Consider the following 16,588-nt stretch of genomic DNA (forward strand, 5'->3'; position numbering starts at 1 on the left):
GTTACCCCGTTAAATACTATGAAAAAAGAACTTGTATTGTATACAAGTTCTTTTTTTCGCTTATTTAAATAATATATCCTTACTATATTGCTTTCCGGCGAGTAAGTCATATTGAATAAACTCATATTGCTTTAACATTTCTTTTTGCTTCGCTGTTAAATTTTTTATTACTTCTCCGTCTTTTCCTATCATCAATTCGTCACGAAGTACGGGAACTTCTTCATATAACTTCGATAAAAATTGATAGAACGGTACCTTATTTAATCCAGCATAATCAAGGACAAGGTTTGAAAAATAAATTGGACTTACTAAACCTAAATTGTCATTTGGTATATCAAAATTGGCATACATTAATAATGGCGTTTGTGCCATTGCTAATCGTTCACTTGGCGTTTTTTCATTTGTTATATAGCCAGTCTCTTTATAAAGAGATTTATTTGTTCCTAGTGATGGGAGATGATCTCCAAAAAACACCAATAATGTAGGTCTATCTAGACTATCTAGTTGCTCTATTAAATATTGAAGAGCTTCATCTGAACGTCTTAAACCTTCTGTATAAGTCTCTAATTCAGCCCTCGATTCTTCATTTTCTAATCCACTAATCTCGATTTGATTTTCGCCAAATCTTCCTTCTGTAAATGGAAAATGATTTTGCATCGTAACTGCATGAACAAACGTAGGTTTCTTTTGTTTCTCTAATTCAGCTATTATCTCTTTACTTATAGATAAATCGCTAATATAATCTCCATCAACTTCTACATTTTCCATCGTATCTTGTGCATTAAAATTATCAAAACCTAACACTTTATATACATCATCGCGTTTAAAAAATGAGCGACCGAACGAATGAATAGCGCTCGTGTAATACCCTTCTTTTTTCAATGTTCGAGGAATGGATGGAATTTCTATTTTATTTGTAACGACTTGCTGATATGGTATAGATCCTGGTTTTAACAAACTCATTGAATAACTCGTTAACGCCTCAAATTCAACATTCGCAGTATTCCCTCCAAATGTTGGCGAAATAGTTTGTCCACCTGGAAAACTTTCTATATAATGATGCAAATTCGGTAAAGGATCTTCACTAAAGGAAAGATTCGTTAATTTCGTTGGATCCCAAAACGATTCACTCATTACAAAAATAATATTTGGTTTCTCTTCTTGTTTCTGTACCCCTATATTGCTACCATATTGTTTCTTTATGTCGTTTGCTATTTGAAGCATATTTTCTTTTGAATAATCTTTCGGCTTTTCAATGACTGTCGTATCTAAATTACTTATAAAGCCTAACACAAAACCATTCGAAGCATAATTTTCATTTTGATTCCACAAAACGAACTCTATACCCGACTTTTGAAACCATTTATTCATAAACGTATTCGTAAAATTACCATACGCATATAAAACAAAAACGGATCCTACTACTAATAAGGCTCTTACTCCTGGATGAATCTTTACACTTTGAATATATTTTCTAATATATATCCCCGCTATAATACAAGCTACAATACTTACGATAACGACAAAAATATAACTCCAACTAAAATATTCCATCACCATCGGTATAACAGATTGCATATGGCCAATCTGTGTAAAATCAGAAGGATATAGAGGCTCTCCTCTAAAAATAATTTTAAAGTGATTTACAATAGCCAAAATAATTAATACACTGCTTGTCAAAATAGTACTCAAAAAAACTTTTCCAAGTACGTTGTACACCAAGACATATATCGCATAAATTAAAATTAAGCTAAATATAAACTGTGCATTATAGCTGTAAATCCAATTCATTGTATTGAATAGGTCCATATTATTTTGCATAAAAATAAAAAGTAGAGTAACCGCATGAGCTACTAAAAAAGTTCTAATATAAATCCGAATAATCGGTTTAAATTTATTAACTATACCTTTATTTAAATATGCAACATACAGTAGTACAACCCACATCAAAATTGTCATTGTGCTTAAAACAATTTTTTGATTTAACATATCTTTCATCGCATCTAAACTAAAATATTTTAAAATCAAGAAAAGTGTGGGTACAACATATAAGGTTACTAAACCACTTAAAAGCGCTGAAATTAATATACTTCTTCTTGGCTGATGAAATGAAGAATTATCCCTCAATTCATTCCCTCTTTTCTGTTTATTAATTTCACCCCGCACCGTAATAAAATATTACTTATATAAACATAACATATTATGTACACAACGTCTTCTCATGTACACCCTCCGTATAGTGTCATCTGTTACCTTTTGTACATACCGAATAGAAAAAAGAGATTTCCTAAGAAAGGAAATCTCTTTTTCTTTTTCATTACCCAACACTTTGAACACGGCCAATTTGTCCATCTTGTAATCGAACTTTAATTCCGTACGTATGTGTTTCCGTGTTTGTTAAAATATCTTTCACAACACCGCTCACAGTTTTACTATAATCTTTATCTAATTGGATAACTACATGGGAACCGACCGAAATTTGTGATCTTGTCGGCTTCCCACCCGTTGCTTGTGTTGTTTTTTCTTGTTTCTGTGTTCTCTCTTGTTGTGCAGACTGTTGTTGCTGGATCTTCTGCTGTTCTTGCTTACGTTTTTCTTCTTCTACTCTTTGTTGCTCTTCTTGCTTACGCTTTTCTTCTTCTACTCTTTGCTGCTCTTCCTGCTTACGCTTTTCTTCTTCTACCCTTTGCTGTTCTTCTTGCTTACGCTTTTCTTCTTCTACTCTTTGCTGCTCTTCTTGCTTATGCTTCTCTTCTTCTACTCTTTGCTGCTCTTCCTGCTTACGCTTTTCTTCCGCTGCCTTTTGTTGTTCTTCTTGTTTACTTTCCTCTTCTACCTTCTTATCTTCTACTTTCTTCTCATCTATTTTCTGTTCTTCCGCTGCCTTCAGCTTGTCCTCTTCATCTTTACAAGCTGTTAAAACAACTACACATAAGCCCGTAAGTACAAATAATAATAATTTCTTTAACATTAAAAAATCCTCCTATATATACATTACAAATAATGACCTTTAATAGAATAACAAATATGTATGAACCCAATTGTCGTAATTTGTCGTATGCATTGAATTTCCCATGTAACACTATATGCTACAATTGGAAAAAGGGGGGCCAATGTGAATACACCTACATTCTCATTTCCCAAAATCATTTTCCTCATTATTTACTTCATGCTATATATTCCATTCTTCATTCGAATTACTTCTCACAAGCCGTTAGAATTTGGATTGCTTTCTCATACTCTTATCCTCTCTTCCTATTTAACAATTACCATTTTAAATTACAAAAAGAAGAACAACAACAAATGGACTAATTGTAGAATGGATAAAGGCGCTTTCTGTGTCTTAATTAGTAAAAACAAAGAAAAGACACCCATATAAGAGTGTCTTTTCCGATAGTTTTTTAGCAGAAGCAAGAAGCTCCAACTATGATTAATAAAATAAATAATACAACTAATAAAGCAAAGCCGCCGCCACAACTACTACAACTACCACCAAAGCCCATAATAGTTCCTCCTTTAGATAAGAGGAGAAAACAAGGTGTCACTCATGTATTTTAACGGATTCAATTTACTTTATGTTTTTACTCATTAATTGAGCAGGTCCTTTAAGAAAAAAAGAAAAGACACCCTAAGGTGCCTTCCTCTGACTTGATAACCAAGTTTTATGTATTAAACTTCTATCCAATATTCTTGGAATTTCAATTCTTTTTTTTCGAAAATTTCCAATCATACACCTTATGAAGTTTACAATTATTCACAGGTTAATCATACCAAATAATCGTATAGACAACGAGACTTGTATTTAAATTCCAATAGCAATTTGTATCGCAGATTTAGTTATTTTATTTTGGTTTGTTGTAATGGTTCTAACACGAAAGAAATAGATTTATAGTAATTTAAAAGTAATATTTTACTGATGTATAAACCTAAAAAACTCCCTTTAGATGCCTAAGGGGAGTTTTTTTAAAATCTATATTTTATATGGATTAAGGATAACGAGGTTTATTGATAAAAACACACAAAAACCCCGAATCATGGGCTTTTTTAAGTGCCCATGATTCGGGATACAGTTCAATGCGACAGGTTCTTTTTGTTACTTATTTATGAAAGGAAAAAATGATGAAATGATTAGCATGTTTACTATATAAGAGGAAGCATCCATATTTTCCATATGATACACACGATTACTATAAAGATAAAATCAAAAAAATCTAATCTCGGCCCCTTTTTCATAGTCATATCTAGCCACATATGAATCCATTTCATTTCCTTATACTTATGAATATTTTTCTTTGCAAATCGGTAAATGAGCACTTGCATAATGAAAACTCCGGCTACGCAAATACATAATAAGATGAGAAATCCAATCACGAAATTCCTCCTTATTTTTGCAGCGCTTTTTCTACGATATGGTTCCGGAGCACCCATTCTTCAAACTGTGCACTTCCAAATTCCCAGCTAAGATCACGAGCATGTACAGAAAAAACGTAATAACCGGCATATTCGTCCATAAACATTCCTGCCTCTACATCATCTTTCTGAATACCATATACTCCAAAATTAAAATATACATCCCACACGTCTTCATGCTTCCTCTTATAAGCAATCGATTCCATATCACATTCAGTTCCGAAATAATCAAGATGTAAATGTACGCTATCATCGTATTCGTAATCCATTTTATCACCCCTTATATTTGTACTTCTTTACTACCCCAAAAATTCCTGCTATATATACTCACATATGGGCACTTACCTACATATTATGCTTGTAGATTGACTTCTAGGAGGTGTCATATAGTGAAAAAATTAATTACCGTTTTTTGCATCATGTTATTAGCTGTTTTCACATTCACTGCTTGTAGTAGCACAAAGGAAAATACGAAAGAGCAAGATCAAAAAATTCGCGTTGGCGAAGTTACCCACTCTCTTTTCTACGCACCATTATATGTTGGAATTGAAAAAGGATTTTTTAAAGAGGAAGGTTTAAATATTGACTTACAAACAACAGCTGGCGGAGATAAAACGATGACCGCCCTTTTATCTGGCGGAATTGATATTGCGCTTGTTGGTTCAGAAACGTCTATTTATGTTCATCAACAAGGAGCAAAAGATCCTGTCATTAATTTTGCGCAGCTTACACAAACAGATGGCACATTTTTAGTTTCCCGTAAAAAATTAGATTCTTTTAATTGGAACGACGTAAAAGGCGTTACGTTTTTAGGACAGCGTAAAGGCGGCATGCCACAAATGGTTGGTGAATACGTTTTAAAGAAAAATGGCATTGACCCTCGCAAAGATACGAACTTAATTCAAAATATCGAGTTTGCTAATATTGCAAATGCCTTTTCATCTGGTACGGGAGAATTTGTACAGCTCTTTGAACCGACTGCAAGTATACTGGAAAAAGAGGGAAAAGGTTATATCGTCGCGTCTTTTGGAGCTGAATCTGGCACTGTTCCGTATACAACGTTTATGGCAAAAGAAAGTTTCTTAAAGAAAGATAAAGCTGCTGCTGAAAAATTCACGCGTGCACTATATAAAGCACAGCAATGGGTTGATACTCATAGTCCAGAAGAGATTGCCAATGCTGTTTCACCACTATTTAAAGACACTTCAAAAGACATTTCAGTGAAAGTAATTGAACGCTACAAAAAACAACATTCTTATGCAACAAATCCATTATTAGATGCTTCTGAATGGAAACAGCTCCAAACGATTATGAAAGAAGCTGGTGAATTGCAAAAAGAAGTTCCACATGAAACGCTCGTCAATACAAAAATTGCCGAAAGCGTTATTAAGAAATAGAGGCGAAGTGTATGAGCTTTTTACAAATACGTAACGTTTCTCACTGCTTTTTCGCAAAAGAAAATGCCAAACTTATTCTTGAAGATATGAGTTTACAAGTAGAAGAAGGAGAGTTTATTTCTATTCTTGGTCCGAGTGGTTGCGGAAAAACAACACTCCTCTCCATCATCGCAGGGCTACTTGATCCAATTGAAGGTATCGTATTTCTAGATGGTGAACCGATTACAACTAAGACCCCATCTATGGGCTATATGCTCCAGCAAGATTACTTGTTTCCATGGAAAACAATTGAAGAAAACATTATGCTCGGACTTCATATTCGGAAGATTTATGACGAATATACGAAAGAGCATACATTAAAGCTTTTACAACAAGTCGGTTTGCATGATATAGAACTGCAATATCCTCGTGAACTATCCGGCGGTATGCGCCAACGTGCAGCACTCGTTCGAACGTTAGCGACCGATCCAAAAATTTTATTGCTGGATGAACCATTTTCCGCACTCGATTATCAAACAAAGTTAAAACTAGAAGATCTCGTCTTCACATTATTACGTAACTATAAAAAAACATCTCTACTCGTGACACACGATATTGAAGAAGCAATCGCGATGAGTGATCGTATTTATTTACTGCAGGCAAACCCTGGAAAAATTGCAAAAACGTTCATCGTCCCAGAAAGTATTCGTTCCTTATCACCGTTAGAAGCACGCCACCACCATGACTTCCCATCCCTCTTCCAAGAAATATGGAAGGAGTTGGAACGACTTGGATAATATAAAACAACTACATGAACAGTTTCGAAAAAAAGAACGCAGGCGCGCATGGTTAGCACGTTCTTTACAGCTTTTACTGCTCATCCTCTTTTTTGCGCTATGGGAAATAGCTAGTAAAAAGGAGTGGATTGACCCTTTACTCTTTAGCTCTCCTTCGAGCATTTGGGATCTCTTCTTAGCGAAATGGATTGACGGTTCACTTTGGATTCACATATGGACGACATTACTGGAAACCGGAGTAGGTTTTATTCTCGGAACTGTACTCGGAGCTATTATCGCTACTTTCCTTTGGTGGATGCCACTTTTAGCCCGCGTACTTGATCCTTATCTCGTTGTCCTAAATGCAATGCCAAAAGTTGCACTCGGTCCAATTATCATTGTTATTTTTGGTCCAAACATTTCATCTTCTATCGCAATGGGAGTAATCATTTCCATCATCATTACCATTCTCGTTATTTACAGCGCATTTCAAGAAGTCGATTCCAACTATATAAAGGTCATGGACACATTTGGCGCAAATAAATGGCAATGCTATAAACACGTTATTCTCCCTTCATCTTTCCCTGCAATTATTTCAACGTTAAAAGTGAATGTTGGCTTATCGTGGGTCGGTGTTATTTTTGGGGAACTCCTCGTTTCTAAACAAGGACTTGGCTATTTAATTAGCTATGGATTCCAAGTCTTTAACTTCACACTCGTCTTGCTCAGTGTATTGCTCACTTGCGTCCTCGCAACTCTTATGTATGTATTTGTCGAGGCGTTTGAAAAACTCCTTATCGGAAAGCGAAAAAAAAGCTGACTTAGAGCGATACGCCAGAGTCAGCTTCTTTCTTTTATCTTTGATCGCACATTTTTGATTCATTTGTAACGTTTCCATTCGCAACCGTAACTGTATGGAAACAATCTTTCACACGCACTGTAACGACATTATCTTTTCGATCTATCACATGATAATCATTAAACTTTTTATCCAATGCACTACGAATTTGCTCTCCTTCAAAAATCGGAAAACCATGAGACATTACCCAAATGAGACCAGCAACCGCAAGAATCGTTTTCATACGCTTCATTACCTCCTCGAGAGTAAACTTATAGCCCCTATAATATGCGCATTATAATTGTGTCTAATTTGTGACATTTTTATACTAATTCTATTTTAAAGCTTCAGTTCCTTCTTCTTTTTTAAAAAAGACAGAATTTTCAATCTTATAAATATAAAGAAACGCAAAGAAGTAAAATTCTTCACGTTTTCCCTTGGCTAAAATATATCGAACACATCCATCGCATTAGTGTCCACTTTATTGTTCTATAGTTTTCGAAACATCATATAATCCCGCTAACACTTCCGCTCTCATTTTTACAAGCTCAGGGAATTGATAGAAGAAGGCAATTTTTTTATATTTTAATTCTGATCCTTCTTTCACCTTTTTTGAATCTTGTAATATAAACGCTGTAAATGTATCCGCAATATCCTCTGCTACATTTGTCGTTCCATACAGTGAAACAAACTCATCATGCTTTTCCTTAAAGAATTCAATTTGAGCTTCTTCGCTTTCTTCCACTTTCTTTTCTGTCCACTCCTGCTCAATTGGTTTCCAGAATAAATTATGGAATTGATTTATATAAGAGCTCTCTTTCGCACATCCTTCTTGTAAGAAAAGAGATTTACATTTATTTTGGTATGATGAAATATCTTTATCTTCTTCAAAAGCCTTTAAGTACTTTTCATTTACTGGTATTTGTTTATTCCCCAGCGTCAATACGTGAGCCGTCTCATGAATTAATGTTTTCATCACTTGATCGATATTTACTGCAGAATCAAGCGTATCTAAACTAATGGTCCACTCTTTCGGATACTCCACACTTGGCATAACGTGGGCGACAATTCCGTCGTAACCGTCTGTTACCATGTCAAACTCTTTTATATCAGTGCGATACTTAGCTGGAATAAGAGTGCTATACATCTCCCATAACGATTCATGATAATCCCTATCTTTACGTTGCTTTAATACTTCTTCTTTCGCTTCCTTATCATCCGCAAAAGCCTTATTCAATCGTTTACGATCTAGTTTGTCGAAATAAGGCTCTATAATTTCATTACCATCAATATAATACGAAGCTAAAAAGAAATAATTTTCATCATCCTCTTTTTTCATTCCTGCTTCTTTCATATCGTTATTTGTATGCTGTTCCACTACATAATCTTCTGGTACTTCAAGCTCTGAAAGTCCATCTATCTTTTTATATACTTTTTGAAGCGTTTTATCGCCTATTTGTGTGCATTCTTCTTTCGTTTCGCACACATCTTTCTTCTCTCTTTTCGAAGTTTGCTTCGTCATATCACATCCAGCCACTAAGCTAATTGAAATAATGAAACAAACTAACCTTCCATACAGTTCTTTCATATAAACCTCCGTCGTTTCATTCTACAAAAATATGATAATCATTTTCCAACGAATATGCGATAATTATTTATAAAACTTTGAGGAGGTTACATATGATTCGTGCAGTCCTATTCGACTTAGATGGAACACTATTAGATCGTCGTCAATCTTTAGAGCGATTTATTCACGACCAATACAATCGCTTTTCTCTTCATTTTATAAACATAGAACAAGCCGAGTATTGTTCTCGTTTTCTTGAACTCGACAATAATGGCTACACGTGGAAAGATAAAGTATATGCTACTCTCCTTTCCGAATACAACATTACCACTTTAACACCAGAGCAACTGTTGCACGACTACATTACAAATTTTCAACATCACTGTATTCCTTTCTCAAACATGCATGAATTACTTCAGCAACTAACTCAGCACAATATAAAAATTGGTATTATTACAAACGGCTTTACTGATTTTCAAACAAATAATATTCGTGCCTTAAACATACATACGTATACAAATACAATTCTCATTTCCGAAGCAGAAGAAATTAAAAAACCACATCGAGAAATTTTCGAACGAGCTTTGCAAAGGCTAAACGTAAAAGCGGAAGAATGTATTTACGTTGGGGATCATCCAGAAAACGATGTACTTGGGGCTGAAAACGTAGGAATTCGTGGCGTTTGGAAGAGAGATTTATTTTGGGGTGATTTTGAACATTCACATGTGGTGGATGATTTGTTGGAAGTACTCTTGTTTTTCGAGTTAGAAATTAAGTAAACTTTTTAAACAATACGATAGTAAATGAAATTATATCGACGTTTCGACAAGGAATATCGATTTACCGAAAAAAACTGATAATAGTAAGAGGAGACTTTGATTCAAAAAAAGAAATCGGCCACTTTACTTCGTAAAACAGCCGATTTCTTCTATATGTTTCATCGTACGCGCTAATACATCATCGCGCATAATAAAGCTAAATTTTCTATCCGTTTTAATGTTATCAGGAATGTCTGTTAATAAAACAGATCCTTTCGTTTCTTCGTAATGCGTATGTGCTTCTACCGCACTAATTGTTGCAAAATAAATGTTTTTAATGATTATTTTGTCTTTTCCGGATACTTTATATTGTCCTAAGTAAGTTAAATCAGAAACTATGCCGCCGGTTTCCTCATGAACTTCTCGAACTGCCGCTTCTTCCGGTGTTTCCCCGAGTTCTACTTTACCACCTGGAAATTCAAGACCGCGGCGTAAATGATGCGTTAATAACCATTGATCCCCGTACCGGCATACAACCCAAACATGCTTTGGCTCAGGAGAAAATGGGTAACGTTCAAACGATAATTGTACAGTGTTGTGGTAATAATCTTTAAATTTGTACATGCCATTACTCCCCTATTGATGGTTACAAGCTTTCCCTACCACAAATTGTAGCATATTCTCGCTTTTCTGCATAATATTATCCAATTATAATCCATTGATTATTCCCATTTGTGCGACTAATTCTTTCGTTTCGTGATTCCCTAAGTCATAAATCATTTTATATGCTTCTTGTAGTTGTTCATCATATCGATCATTATTTGAATCATGATGATACTCAACGAATGGAACGTGGGAGCGTACAAACGAACCTAGATCCTCTTCATATGCTTGATCAAAATACTCCCTTAACTTTGTAATCTCCTCGTCATTTGCATAAATTTCAAAATTATATGTGTCCGCCGTCTTCACTTGTGAAATTTGACCATTTCCAACTGATACATAATATGTTTTTTTATTCTCCATGTAACACCCTTCTTTCATCCTTTTAATTTCTATTGTTTTCATCAATTACAAAATTATGTAAAATAAAGAAAAGGAGGGGTTTCATGTTCAAAATATTAGTTATCGGGATTATAATCGTCCTAGTCATCCTAGTACTCTCCGTCATGACGATTAATAAAGGCTATGCATATAAAGTGAAACTATAATCAGTGGGGGTTTTGTTCATCCCCCACTGATTATTAGTTGAACCAATCGGGCGTTTACGGGCAGTTGATCTCCCGCCTAACTTCTTTGCTCCAGCCAAATCTTGAGGTGGGAGTTTTACTGCCCGTTAATGCGGGATAAACATTCCGTTGATAAACCAGAAGATAACCCTTATACAAAAAGCAGCAAGGAGAATTCATAATATGCTTCGTATACTTCGTTTACTAATTGCGTTCATTGTAATAATCATATCCACAATTGGTTTACTAACAGGCCAACATAACTTTCTACCACTTTCGCAATTTTTCTTAGGAGCTTTAATGTTTCTCATCGCAATTGAACAAATAAAGAAAAAGGATTCAGGAACCGGATTTATTTGTATTGTTGCTGGTGCTTTCTCTTGGATTGTTCTCATCATTACATACATAAGATAGAAGGAGAGTGACTTCATGCTAAAAGGATTACGGATTTTTCTCATACTTTTCATGATTCTCGTACTCTCTCTTTGCACTTATTCTCTTATTACCGGTAATTTCATACTTCTCCCATACATGCAATTTTCTCTTAGTTGCTTCTTTATTCTTATAGGAGTTAATGAACTGAAATCTGGACGAAAATCGATGAGTATTCCGTATTTTTTCGTTGCTAGTCTTATATTCTTCGTTTTAATATCAAACTACTTTCACTACATGTAAAATGTAATTTCAATCACCTACTGAATATATCACTTTCACCAATTTGGCTTTGTCGAACAGATAATAAATTTGAGGATAATCTAAACAAAAAAAGGTGGAGAATAGTATGCTAAAAGTATTTCGTATTATATCCGCACTCATCGTCATCGCCCTCGCTCTATATGGAATGTTTAGAAACCCACTTGTTACGATGCCCTATATGCTTATTGCCTTAGCTGTTATGAGTTTCATCATAAGTGCAGAAGAAAAACAGAAACAAAATAAAGTAAATAGTACACTCTCTTTCTTTTCTGGCGTCTTTATTTTAAGTATTGTCATCCTTATTCTTGTCTCTCGATAACAATACTTCTACTAAGGAGGATACCATGCTAACAAACCTTCGAATCTTACTATCTGCTATTGCTTTTATTCTTGCTTTATTTAGCCTCTTTGCACAGATTTCTATTCTTTTCCCATACGTATTTATCCTTTTAAGCATCATATTTATCCTTTGGGGTATTGATGAAATACAGCAAATACAAAAATCGAAAGCAATCGCTTGTTTTATAGTTGCGACAATCATTTTCTTCGTTGGAATTTCCGATATACTTCCATGAAAAAAGAAGAGCATTCCTGCTCTTCTTTTTTCAACTCCTATTAAAGTATTTCTCCATTAGAACTAATAACATCTTTATACCAGAAGAATGAGTTTTTCTTTTTGCGCTCTAATGTCCCAGTTCCATCATCATGCTTATCAACATAAATGTAACCGTAGCGTTTAGACATCTCTCCTGTGGAAGCACTCACTAAATCAATATATCCCATGTCTACAAAAGAAAAAACTGCCCTTTAACAGGCAGTTTTCTTTTATCCAAACACTTTCTCAAGTTCATCTTTATCTTGGCTTAACCAGAAGTTCATTAAGCGTTGTGCTCCTTCTAAGTCATGAAGCTTCGCTTGGCCACACTGCGTTTCATTTGCAGCTGGAATTTCTGTAATTTGAACCGCATCTTTTAATGTTAGTTCTAATAAATCAATGATTTCTCGGACCGTCGGTGTTCCGCTTACTACAAGGTAATACCCTGTTTGGCAACCCATTGGTGAAATATCAATAATATCAAAATGCGGATAACGATCAATATATTTACGTAAATTAAATGCTAATAAATGCTCTAACGTATGAATAACATCTGGTTTCATCGCTTGTTTATTTGGTTGGCAAAAACGAATATCAAATTTATTTACAATACCGTCACTACCTACATTATGGACTCCGCAATGTCTTACATAAGGCGCTTTTACAATTGTATGATCTAATTCAAAGCTTTCTACTGATGGCATATAACATCTCTCCCGCTTTTAATTTAATTCCGTTATATCCAATATGATATAACGGAAATCGACATTAGTAAAGAATTATGTACGGTCGTGCTATAATACTTTAAGACTATGCTGAAAAGGAGACCATTATGAAACAGATTTTTATCGGTATTATACGCTTTTATCAAAAGTTCATTTCTCCAATGACACCACCAACATGTCGCTTTCATCCGACTTGTTCTCATTATGGATTAGAAGCGTTTCAAAAACATGGTGCACTCAAAGGATTTTGGCTTACATGTAAGCGTATATTAAAATGTCACCCTTTCCACCCGGGAGGATTTGATCCTGTCCCAGATAAAAAGGATGACAAAGTAAATTCTTAATTGTCGTAGCCATTCACAACTAAATCTAATTTTCCTGTGTCAGGATCTATAACAAGACCGTGAACAGGTACTTCTCCCGGAAGTAATGGATGGTTGCGAAGTATTGACACACTATGTTCTACACTTTCTTCTACACTAGAGAACCCTTGTAGGAATCTTTCTAAATCGATTCCAGAATAACGAAGTGTATCTAATTTCTCTTCTGTTACGCCGCGTTCTTTCATTTTTTCAATTGTACTGCTTGCTTGAATTTTTGCCATACCACAATCGTGATGACCAACTACACATACTTCATCAGCACCAAGTTCGTATACAGCAACTAAAATACTACGCATAATACTTCCGAATGGATGTGAAATAACAGCGCCCGCTACTTTAATAATTTTCACGTCACCGTTACGCATATTCATTGCTTTCGGTAATAGTTCAACAAGACGAGTATCCATACAAGAGATAATTACCATTTTTTTATTTGGAAATTTTCCTGTTTCATACTCTTCGTATTTTTTCTCTTCAACAAACTTTTCATTGTATTGTAAAATCTCTTCTAATGACTTCATAGTTAAAAACCCTCTTTTCTCTCATTTACACTACATAGATAGTGTACCAAAATATGAAAAACTCAAAAAGGATATTGTCTTATTATAAAAGCAATATATTTTCAGATAACCGACATAATTCTTTCAAAATATACACACAGCTTTGTAACAAGTCACATATACCTTACCCCTATTCACACTATAAACTAACTGTAGATAATGTAAAAAGGAGTGAATATTTATTATGTCCGACGTTCTGTTACTGAGTCGTTTTCAATTTGCAATTACTATTTTTTATCACTTTTTATTTGTACCTTTGACAATCGGACTTGTTATTTTAGTTGCATGTATGGAAACTCAATACGCCCGCACATTGAATCCAACATACCGCAAAATGGCAAATTTCTGGGGTAAATTATTTACAATTAACTTCGTAATGGGGATTATAACCGGGATTACGATGGAGTTCCAATTTGGCACAAACTGGTCTGAGTACTCCAAATATATGGGAGATATTTTCGGTTCACCTCTCGCAATCGAAGCACTCGTTGCCTTCTTCTTAGAATCTACTTTCATGGGAATATGGTTATTCGGTAAAGACAAAATTTCACCAAAGTTCCGTGCTTTCTGTATGTGGATGGTTGCACTTGGAACAAATATTTCTGCCCTTTGGATTATTACTGCAAACGGATTCATGCAAAATCCTGTTGGGTACGTAGTACGTAACGGACGCGCTGAATTAAATGACTTCTGGGCTCTTGTTACAAATCCATATGCATGGAATATGTTCTTCCATACTGTAATTGGTTGTTATATTGTCGGTGCTTTCTTCGTTATGGCAATTAGTGCATATCATTTACTACGTAAAAACGAAGTAGAATTCTTCAAAAAGTCATTTAAGTTTGGTTTAATGTTAGGATTATTCGCAGCAACTGTTACACCTTTTATGGGACACCAATCTGGTGTATCAGCAGCTAAGTATCAACCAGCAAAAGGGGCTGCAATGGAAGCTGTTTGGGAAACTGGAAAAGGACAAGGTTTCTCAATCATTCAAATTCCTGATGTGAAAAATGAAAAGAACTTTGAACTACTTACAATTCCAAAACTCGGAAGTTTCTTCTATACAAACTCATTTGATGGAGAAATTGTTGGTTTAAAAGATATTCCGAAAGAAGATCGTCCAAACGTTAACCTCGTGTACTATAGCTTCCGCTTAATGGTTGCACTTGGCATGTTCTTTATGGCATTAACTTGGTTCGGTTTCTATTTAAACCGAAAAGGAAAACTAGAAAACTCAAAACGCTATTTAAAAATTACAATGTGGTCTGTCTTACTGCCGTACATTGCAATTAACGCTGGTTGGATTGTTGCTGAAGTAGGTCGTCAACCGTGGACAGTTTATAAACTAATGCGTACAGCAGAATCTGTATCACCTATATCAGTTCCACAAATTTGGTTCTCATTAATTAGTTTAATATTGTTCTACACTTTACTCTTAATTGCAGACGTATACTTAATGCTAAAGTTCGCGAAAAAAGGACCAGCAGCATTAGAAGAACCTGCTACTGAAGGAGGTACAGCTCATGTCTCATGATATGCTTGCAGTCATCTGGTTCGGTTTATGGGGCGTAATTTGGACAGTTTACTTTATTCTTGATGGCTACGCACTCGGTAACGGGATGATTTTCCCATTCGTTGCGAAAGACCGACAAGAACGAAATCAATTACAAGAAGCCATTGGCCCTTTCTGGGGTGGTAATGAAGTATGGTTAATTACAGCTGGCGGCGCAACATTCGCTGCCTTCCCAGTCACATATGCCAATATGTTTAGTTATCTATATACACCGTTATTCTTAGTATTACTTGCACTGTTTGCTCGTGCTGCTGGACTTGAATTTATGCATAAAGACGATTCACCAATTTGGCAAAAAACTTGTAAATGGGCATTTACAATTGGTAGTTTCCTAATCGCCTTCTTATTCGGGGTTACGTTCGCTAACCTTTATTACGGACTACAAATCGGAAAAAATGGCTATGAAGGAAATTTACTTAGCTTACTAAACCATTACGGTATTTTGGGAGGTCTGTTCTTCACCGCTATATTCGTCGTATCTGGTGCCCTTTGGGTTATGATCAAAACGACTGGTGAAGTATCTGATCGTGCTTATAAAATCGCAAGACCATTTTCAATGGCAGCTGCTATCATTTTAGCTATTTTCTATGTAGCAACTGCAAATCGTACAAACTTATTCCAAAACTTTACGGAATATCCGGTACTATTCATCCTTCCAGTACTCGCAATGTTAATGAGTGTACTCGCACTTATTATGGTGTATAAACACAAAATCGGCCTTGCATTTACATTCGTTTGCTTAACAATCGCAATGTTTATGACAACTGGCTTTGCAGGTATGTTCCCAAGAATGTTACCATCTCGCATTAACGACGCGTATAGTACAACGTTATACAACGCAGCTGGTAGTCAATTAAACTTAAAAATTATGTTCTTCGTTGCAATGGTTATGGTACCAATTGTTATTGGATATCAACTTTGGAGCTACAGTATCTTTAAAAATAAAATTCATAAAGACTCTGCTAAAGGATATCACTAAAATGCAAAAAGACACTTCGTTTGAAGTGTCTTTTTGGTACGTATGATTTTCGATAAGATGTTATATTTCCAATCTAACAACTATAATACAGAAGAATCATTAACAGCTCACAGTTAAATTGTA

General features: G+C 35.1%; 22 protein-coding genes and 1 pseudogene. 11 read left to right on the top strand and 12 right to left on the bottom strand.

All coding sequences use genetic code 11. The features are described 5' to 3' along the window. Window positions 1-60: 60 nt before the first annotated feature. The 5 genes from LUS72_RS23725 to LUS72_RS23745 form a co-directional block, all read right to left on the bottom strand. Window positions 61-2,127, bottom strand: a complete 2,067-nt coding sequence (locus LUS72_RS23725; RefSeq protein ID WP_097829586.1) for an LTA synthase family protein — start codon at window positions 2,125-2,127, stop codon at window positions 61-63. A gap of 190 nt (window positions 2,128-2,317) precedes the next feature. Next, window positions 2,318-2,971, bottom strand: coding sequence for a YwbE family protein (locus LUS72_RS23730; RefSeq protein ID WP_097829585.1), 654 nt, complete (start codon window positions 2,969-2,971; stop codon window positions 2,318-2,320). 430 nt (window positions 2,972-3,401) lie between these two features. Beyond that, window positions 3,402-3,503: a YjcZ family sporulation protein gene (locus LUS72_RS23735; protein WP_000505688.1), complete on the bottom strand. Its 102-nt coding sequence runs from the start codon at window positions 3,501-3,503 to the stop codon at window positions 3,402-3,404. A 637-nt stretch (window positions 3,504-4,140) separates the two neighbouring features. Next, window positions 4,141-4,371 (bottom strand): hypothetical protein, encoded by a 231-nt coding sequence (locus LUS72_RS23740; RefSeq protein ID WP_097829583.1) that lies wholly within the window; start codon window positions 4,369-4,371, stop codon window positions 4,141-4,143. A gap of 11 nt (window positions 4,372-4,382) precedes the next feature. Then, window positions 4,383-4,679 (bottom strand): DUF3986 family protein, encoded by a 297-nt coding sequence (locus tag LUS72_RS23745; RefSeq protein ID WP_097829582.1) that lies wholly within the window; start codon window positions 4,677-4,679, stop codon window positions 4,383-4,385. A gap of 120 nt (window positions 4,680-4,799) precedes the next feature. Here LUS72_RS23745 and LUS72_RS23750 point away from each other — a divergent pair, with 120 nt between their 5' ends. The 3 genes from LUS72_RS23750 to LUS72_RS23760 are packed head-to-tail and all read left to right on the top strand — an operon-like array spanning window position 4,800 to window position 7,382. Beyond that, complete coding sequence (locus tag LUS72_RS23750; RefSeq protein WP_097829581.1) at window positions 4,800-5,807, top strand: ABC transporter substrate-binding protein; 1,008 nt, start codon at window positions 4,800-4,802, stop codon at window positions 5,805-5,807. A gap of 11 nt (window positions 5,808-5,818) precedes the next feature. Then, a complete protein-coding gene (locus LUS72_RS23755) occupies window positions 5,819-6,583 on the top strand; it encodes an ABC transporter ATP-binding protein (protein ID WP_097829580.1) in 765 nt (254 codons plus the stop codon). Next, entirely contained in the window at window positions 6,576-7,382 is an 807-nt protein-coding gene (locus LUS72_RS23760; protein ID WP_097829579.1) for an ABC transporter permease, read from the top strand. Before LUS72_RS23755 ends, LUS72_RS23760 begins: the two co-directional genes overlap by 8 nt. Before the next feature lie 34 nt (window positions 7,383-7,416). Here LUS72_RS23760 and LUS72_RS23765 read toward each other — a convergent pair whose 3' ends face one another. Both LUS72_RS23765 and LUS72_RS23770 read right to left on the bottom strand, forming a co-directional pair. Further along, window positions 7,417-7,644: a hypothetical protein gene (locus LUS72_RS23765; protein WP_097829578.1), complete on the bottom strand. Its 228-nt coding sequence runs from the start codon at window positions 7,642-7,644 to the stop codon at window positions 7,417-7,419. A gap of 237 nt (window positions 7,645-7,881) precedes the next feature. Then, window positions 7,882-8,988 carry a hypothetical protein gene (locus LUS72_RS23770; protein ID WP_097829577.1) on the bottom strand — a complete coding sequence of 369 codons (1,107 nt, stop codon included), beginning with the start codon at window positions 8,986-8,988 and terminating at the stop codon, window positions 7,882-7,884. A 92-nt stretch (window positions 8,989-9,080) separates the two neighbouring features. Here LUS72_RS23770 and LUS72_RS23775 point away from each other — a divergent pair, with 92 nt between their 5' ends. Further along, window positions 9,081-9,746, top strand: coding sequence for an HAD family hydrolase (locus LUS72_RS23775; protein WP_097829576.1), 666 nt, complete (start codon window positions 9,081-9,083; stop codon window positions 9,744-9,746). A gap of 123 nt (window positions 9,747-9,869) precedes the next feature. Here LUS72_RS23775 and mutTA read toward each other — a convergent pair whose 3' ends face one another. Both mutTA and LUS72_RS23785 read right to left on the bottom strand, forming a co-directional pair. After that, the gene (gene mutTA, locus LUS72_RS23780) at window positions 9,870-10,349 is read right to left on the bottom strand and encodes an antimutator 8-oxo-(dGTP/GTP)ase (RefSeq protein WP_000276383.1); all 480 of its coding nucleotides are present in this window, start codon (window positions 10,347-10,349) and stop codon (window positions 9,870-9,872) included. A gap of 84 nt (window positions 10,350-10,433) precedes the next feature. Then, window positions 10,434-10,751 carry a hydrolase gene (locus LUS72_RS23785; protein WP_097829575.1) on the bottom strand — a complete coding sequence of 106 codons (318 nt, stop codon included), beginning with the start codon at window positions 10,749-10,751 and terminating at the stop codon, window positions 10,434-10,436. A 62-nt stretch (window positions 10,752-10,813) separates the two neighbouring features. Here LUS72_RS23785 and ytzI point away from each other — a divergent pair. From ytzI to LUS72_RS23805, 4 genes and pseudogenes are all read left to right on the top strand, one after another. Next, a pseudogene (gene ytzI / locus LUS72_RS23790) lies at window positions 10,814-10,924 on the top strand (YtzI protein); the annotation flags it as partial. A 213-nt stretch (window positions 10,925-11,137) separates the two neighbouring features. Beyond that, window positions 11,138-11,368: a DUF3953 domain-containing protein gene (locus LUS72_RS23795; protein ID WP_097829573.1), complete on the top strand. Its 231-nt coding sequence runs from the start codon at window positions 11,138-11,140 to the stop codon at window positions 11,366-11,368. 367 nt (window positions 11,369-11,735) lie between these two features. Further along, window positions 11,736-11,969: a hypothetical protein gene (locus LUS72_RS23800; RefSeq protein WP_097829571.1), complete on the top strand. Its 234-nt coding sequence runs from the start codon at window positions 11,736-11,738 to the stop codon at window positions 11,967-11,969. A 25-nt stretch (window positions 11,970-11,994) separates the two neighbouring features. Then, the gene (locus LUS72_RS23805) at window positions 11,995-12,225 is read left to right on the top strand and encodes a DUF3953 domain-containing protein (RefSeq protein ID WP_097829570.1); all 231 of its coding nucleotides are present in this window, start codon (window positions 11,995-11,997) and stop codon (window positions 12,223-12,225) included. Window positions 12,226-12,265: 40 nt separating this feature from the next. Here the strand turns inward: LUS72_RS23805 and LUS72_RS23810 are convergent, their stop codons facing one another. After that, the gene (locus LUS72_RS23810) at window positions 12,266-12,433 is read right to left on the bottom strand and encodes a family 1 glycosylhydrolase (protein WP_097829569.1); all 168 of its coding nucleotides are present in this window, start codon (window positions 12,431-12,433) and stop codon (window positions 12,266-12,268) included. 42 nt (window positions 12,434-12,475) lie between these two features. Then, a complete protein-coding gene (gene luxS / locus LUS72_RS23815) occupies window positions 12,476-12,949 on the bottom strand; it encodes an S-ribosylhomocysteine lyase LuxS (RefSeq protein WP_001141371.1) in 474 nt (157 codons plus the stop codon). A gap of 128 nt (window positions 12,950-13,077) precedes the next feature. On the opposite strand from luxS, the gene yidD reads away from it, so the two are divergent. Continuing rightward, on the top strand, window positions 13,078-13,314 hold the full coding sequence (yidD, locus tag LUS72_RS23820; protein WP_000809328.1) for a membrane protein insertion efficiency factor YidD: 237 nt from the start codon (window positions 13,078-13,080) through the stop codon (window positions 13,312-13,314). Here the strand turns inward: yidD and LUS72_RS23825 are convergent. Continuing rightward, window positions 13,311-13,874: a beta-class carbonic anhydrase gene (locus tag LUS72_RS23825; protein ID WP_000838171.1), complete on the bottom strand. Its 564-nt coding sequence runs from the start codon at window positions 13,872-13,874 to the stop codon at window positions 13,311-13,313. The genes yidD and LUS72_RS23825 overlap by 4 nt on opposite strands. A 223-nt stretch (window positions 13,875-14,097) precedes the next feature. On the opposite strand from LUS72_RS23825, the gene cydA reads away from it, so the two are divergent. After that, window positions 14,098-15,447 carry a cytochrome ubiquinol oxidase subunit I gene (gene cydA, locus LUS72_RS23830; RefSeq protein WP_097829568.1) on the top strand — a complete coding sequence of 450 codons (1,350 nt, stop codon included), beginning with the start codon at window positions 14,098-14,100 and terminating at the stop codon, window positions 15,445-15,447. After that, a complete protein-coding gene (cydB, locus tag LUS72_RS23835) occupies window positions 15,437-16,465 on the top strand; it encodes a cytochrome d ubiquinol oxidase subunit II (protein WP_000017673.1) in 1,029 nt (342 codons plus the stop codon). The genes cydA and cydB overlap by 11 nt, the downstream gene beginning before the upstream one ends. Window positions 16,466-16,588: the final 123 nt, after the last annotated feature.

It is taken from the genome of Bacillus cereus (assembly GCF_025917685.1).
In the GTDB taxonomy this organism is placed as follows: domain Bacteria; phylum Bacillota; class Bacilli; order Bacillales; family Bacillaceae_G; genus Bacillus_A; species Bacillus_A cereus_AT.

Excerpts from the sequence above, each read along its gene's own strand:
- LUS72_RS23730 (WP_097829585.1), bottom strand. The coding sequence starts at position 2,971 with ATGTTAAAGAAATTATTATTATTTGTACTTACGGGCTTATGTGTAGTT.
- LUS72_RS23735 (WP_000505688.1), bottom strand. The coding sequence starts at position 3,503 with ATGGGCTTTGGTGGTAGTTGTAGTAGTTGTGGCGGCGGCTTTGCTTTA.
- LUS72_RS23745 (WP_097829582.1), bottom strand. The coding sequence starts at position 4,679 with ATGGATTACGAATACGATGATAGCGTACATTTACATCTTGATTATTTC.
- LUS72_RS23755 (WP_097829580.1), top strand. The coding sequence starts at position 5,819 with ATGAGCTTTTTACAAATACGTAACGTTTCTCACTGCTTTTTCGCAAAA.
- LUS72_RS23765 (WP_097829578.1), bottom strand. The coding sequence starts at position 7,644 with ATGAAAACGATTCTTGCGGTTGCTGGTCTCATTTGGGTAATGTCTCAT.
- LUS72_RS23770 (WP_097829577.1), bottom strand. The coding sequence starts at position 8,988 with ATGAAAGAACTGTATGGAAGGTTAGTTTGTTTCATTATTTCAATTAGC.
- LUS72_RS23775 (WP_097829576.1), top strand. The coding sequence starts at position 9,081 with ATGATTCGTGCAGTCCTATTCGACTTAGATGGAACACTATTAGATCGT.
- mutTA (WP_000276383.1), bottom strand. The coding sequence starts at position 10,349 with ATGTACAAATTTAAAGATTATTACCACAACACTGTACAATTATCGTTT.
- LUS72_RS23785 (WP_097829575.1), bottom strand. The coding sequence starts at position 10,751 with ATGGAGAATAAAAAAACATATTATGTATCAGTTGGAAATGGTCAAATT.
- LUS72_RS23795 (WP_097829573.1), top strand. The coding sequence starts at position 11,138 with ATGCTTCGTATACTTCGTTTACTAATTGCGTTCATTGTAATAATCATA.
- LUS72_RS23800 (WP_097829571.1), top strand. The coding sequence starts at position 11,736 with ATGCTAAAAGTATTTCGTATTATATCCGCACTCATCGTCATCGCCCTC.
- LUS72_RS23805 (WP_097829570.1), top strand. The coding sequence starts at position 11,995 with ATGCTAACAAACCTTCGAATCTTACTATCTGCTATTGCTTTTATTCTT.
- LUS72_RS23810 (WP_097829569.1), bottom strand. The coding sequence starts at position 12,433 with ATGGGATATATTGATTTAGTGAGTGCTTCCACAGGAGAGATGTCTAAA.
- luxS (WP_001141371.1), bottom strand. The coding sequence starts at position 12,949 with ATGCCATCAGTAGAAAGCTTTGAATTAGATCATACAATTGTAAAAGCG.
- yidD (WP_000809328.1), top strand. The coding sequence starts at position 13,078 with ATGAAACAGATTTTTATCGGTATTATACGCTTTTATCAAAAGTTCATT.
- LUS72_RS23825 (WP_000838171.1), bottom strand. The coding sequence starts at position 13,874 with ATGAAGTCATTAGAAGAGATTTTACAATACAATGAAAAGTTTGTTGAA.
- cydA (WP_097829568.1), top strand. The coding sequence starts at position 14,098 with ATGTCCGACGTTCTGTTACTGAGTCGTTTTCAATTTGCAATTACTATT.
- cydB (WP_000017673.1), top strand. The coding sequence starts at position 15,437 with ATGTCTCATGATATGCTTGCAGTCATCTGGTTCGGTTTATGGGGCGTA.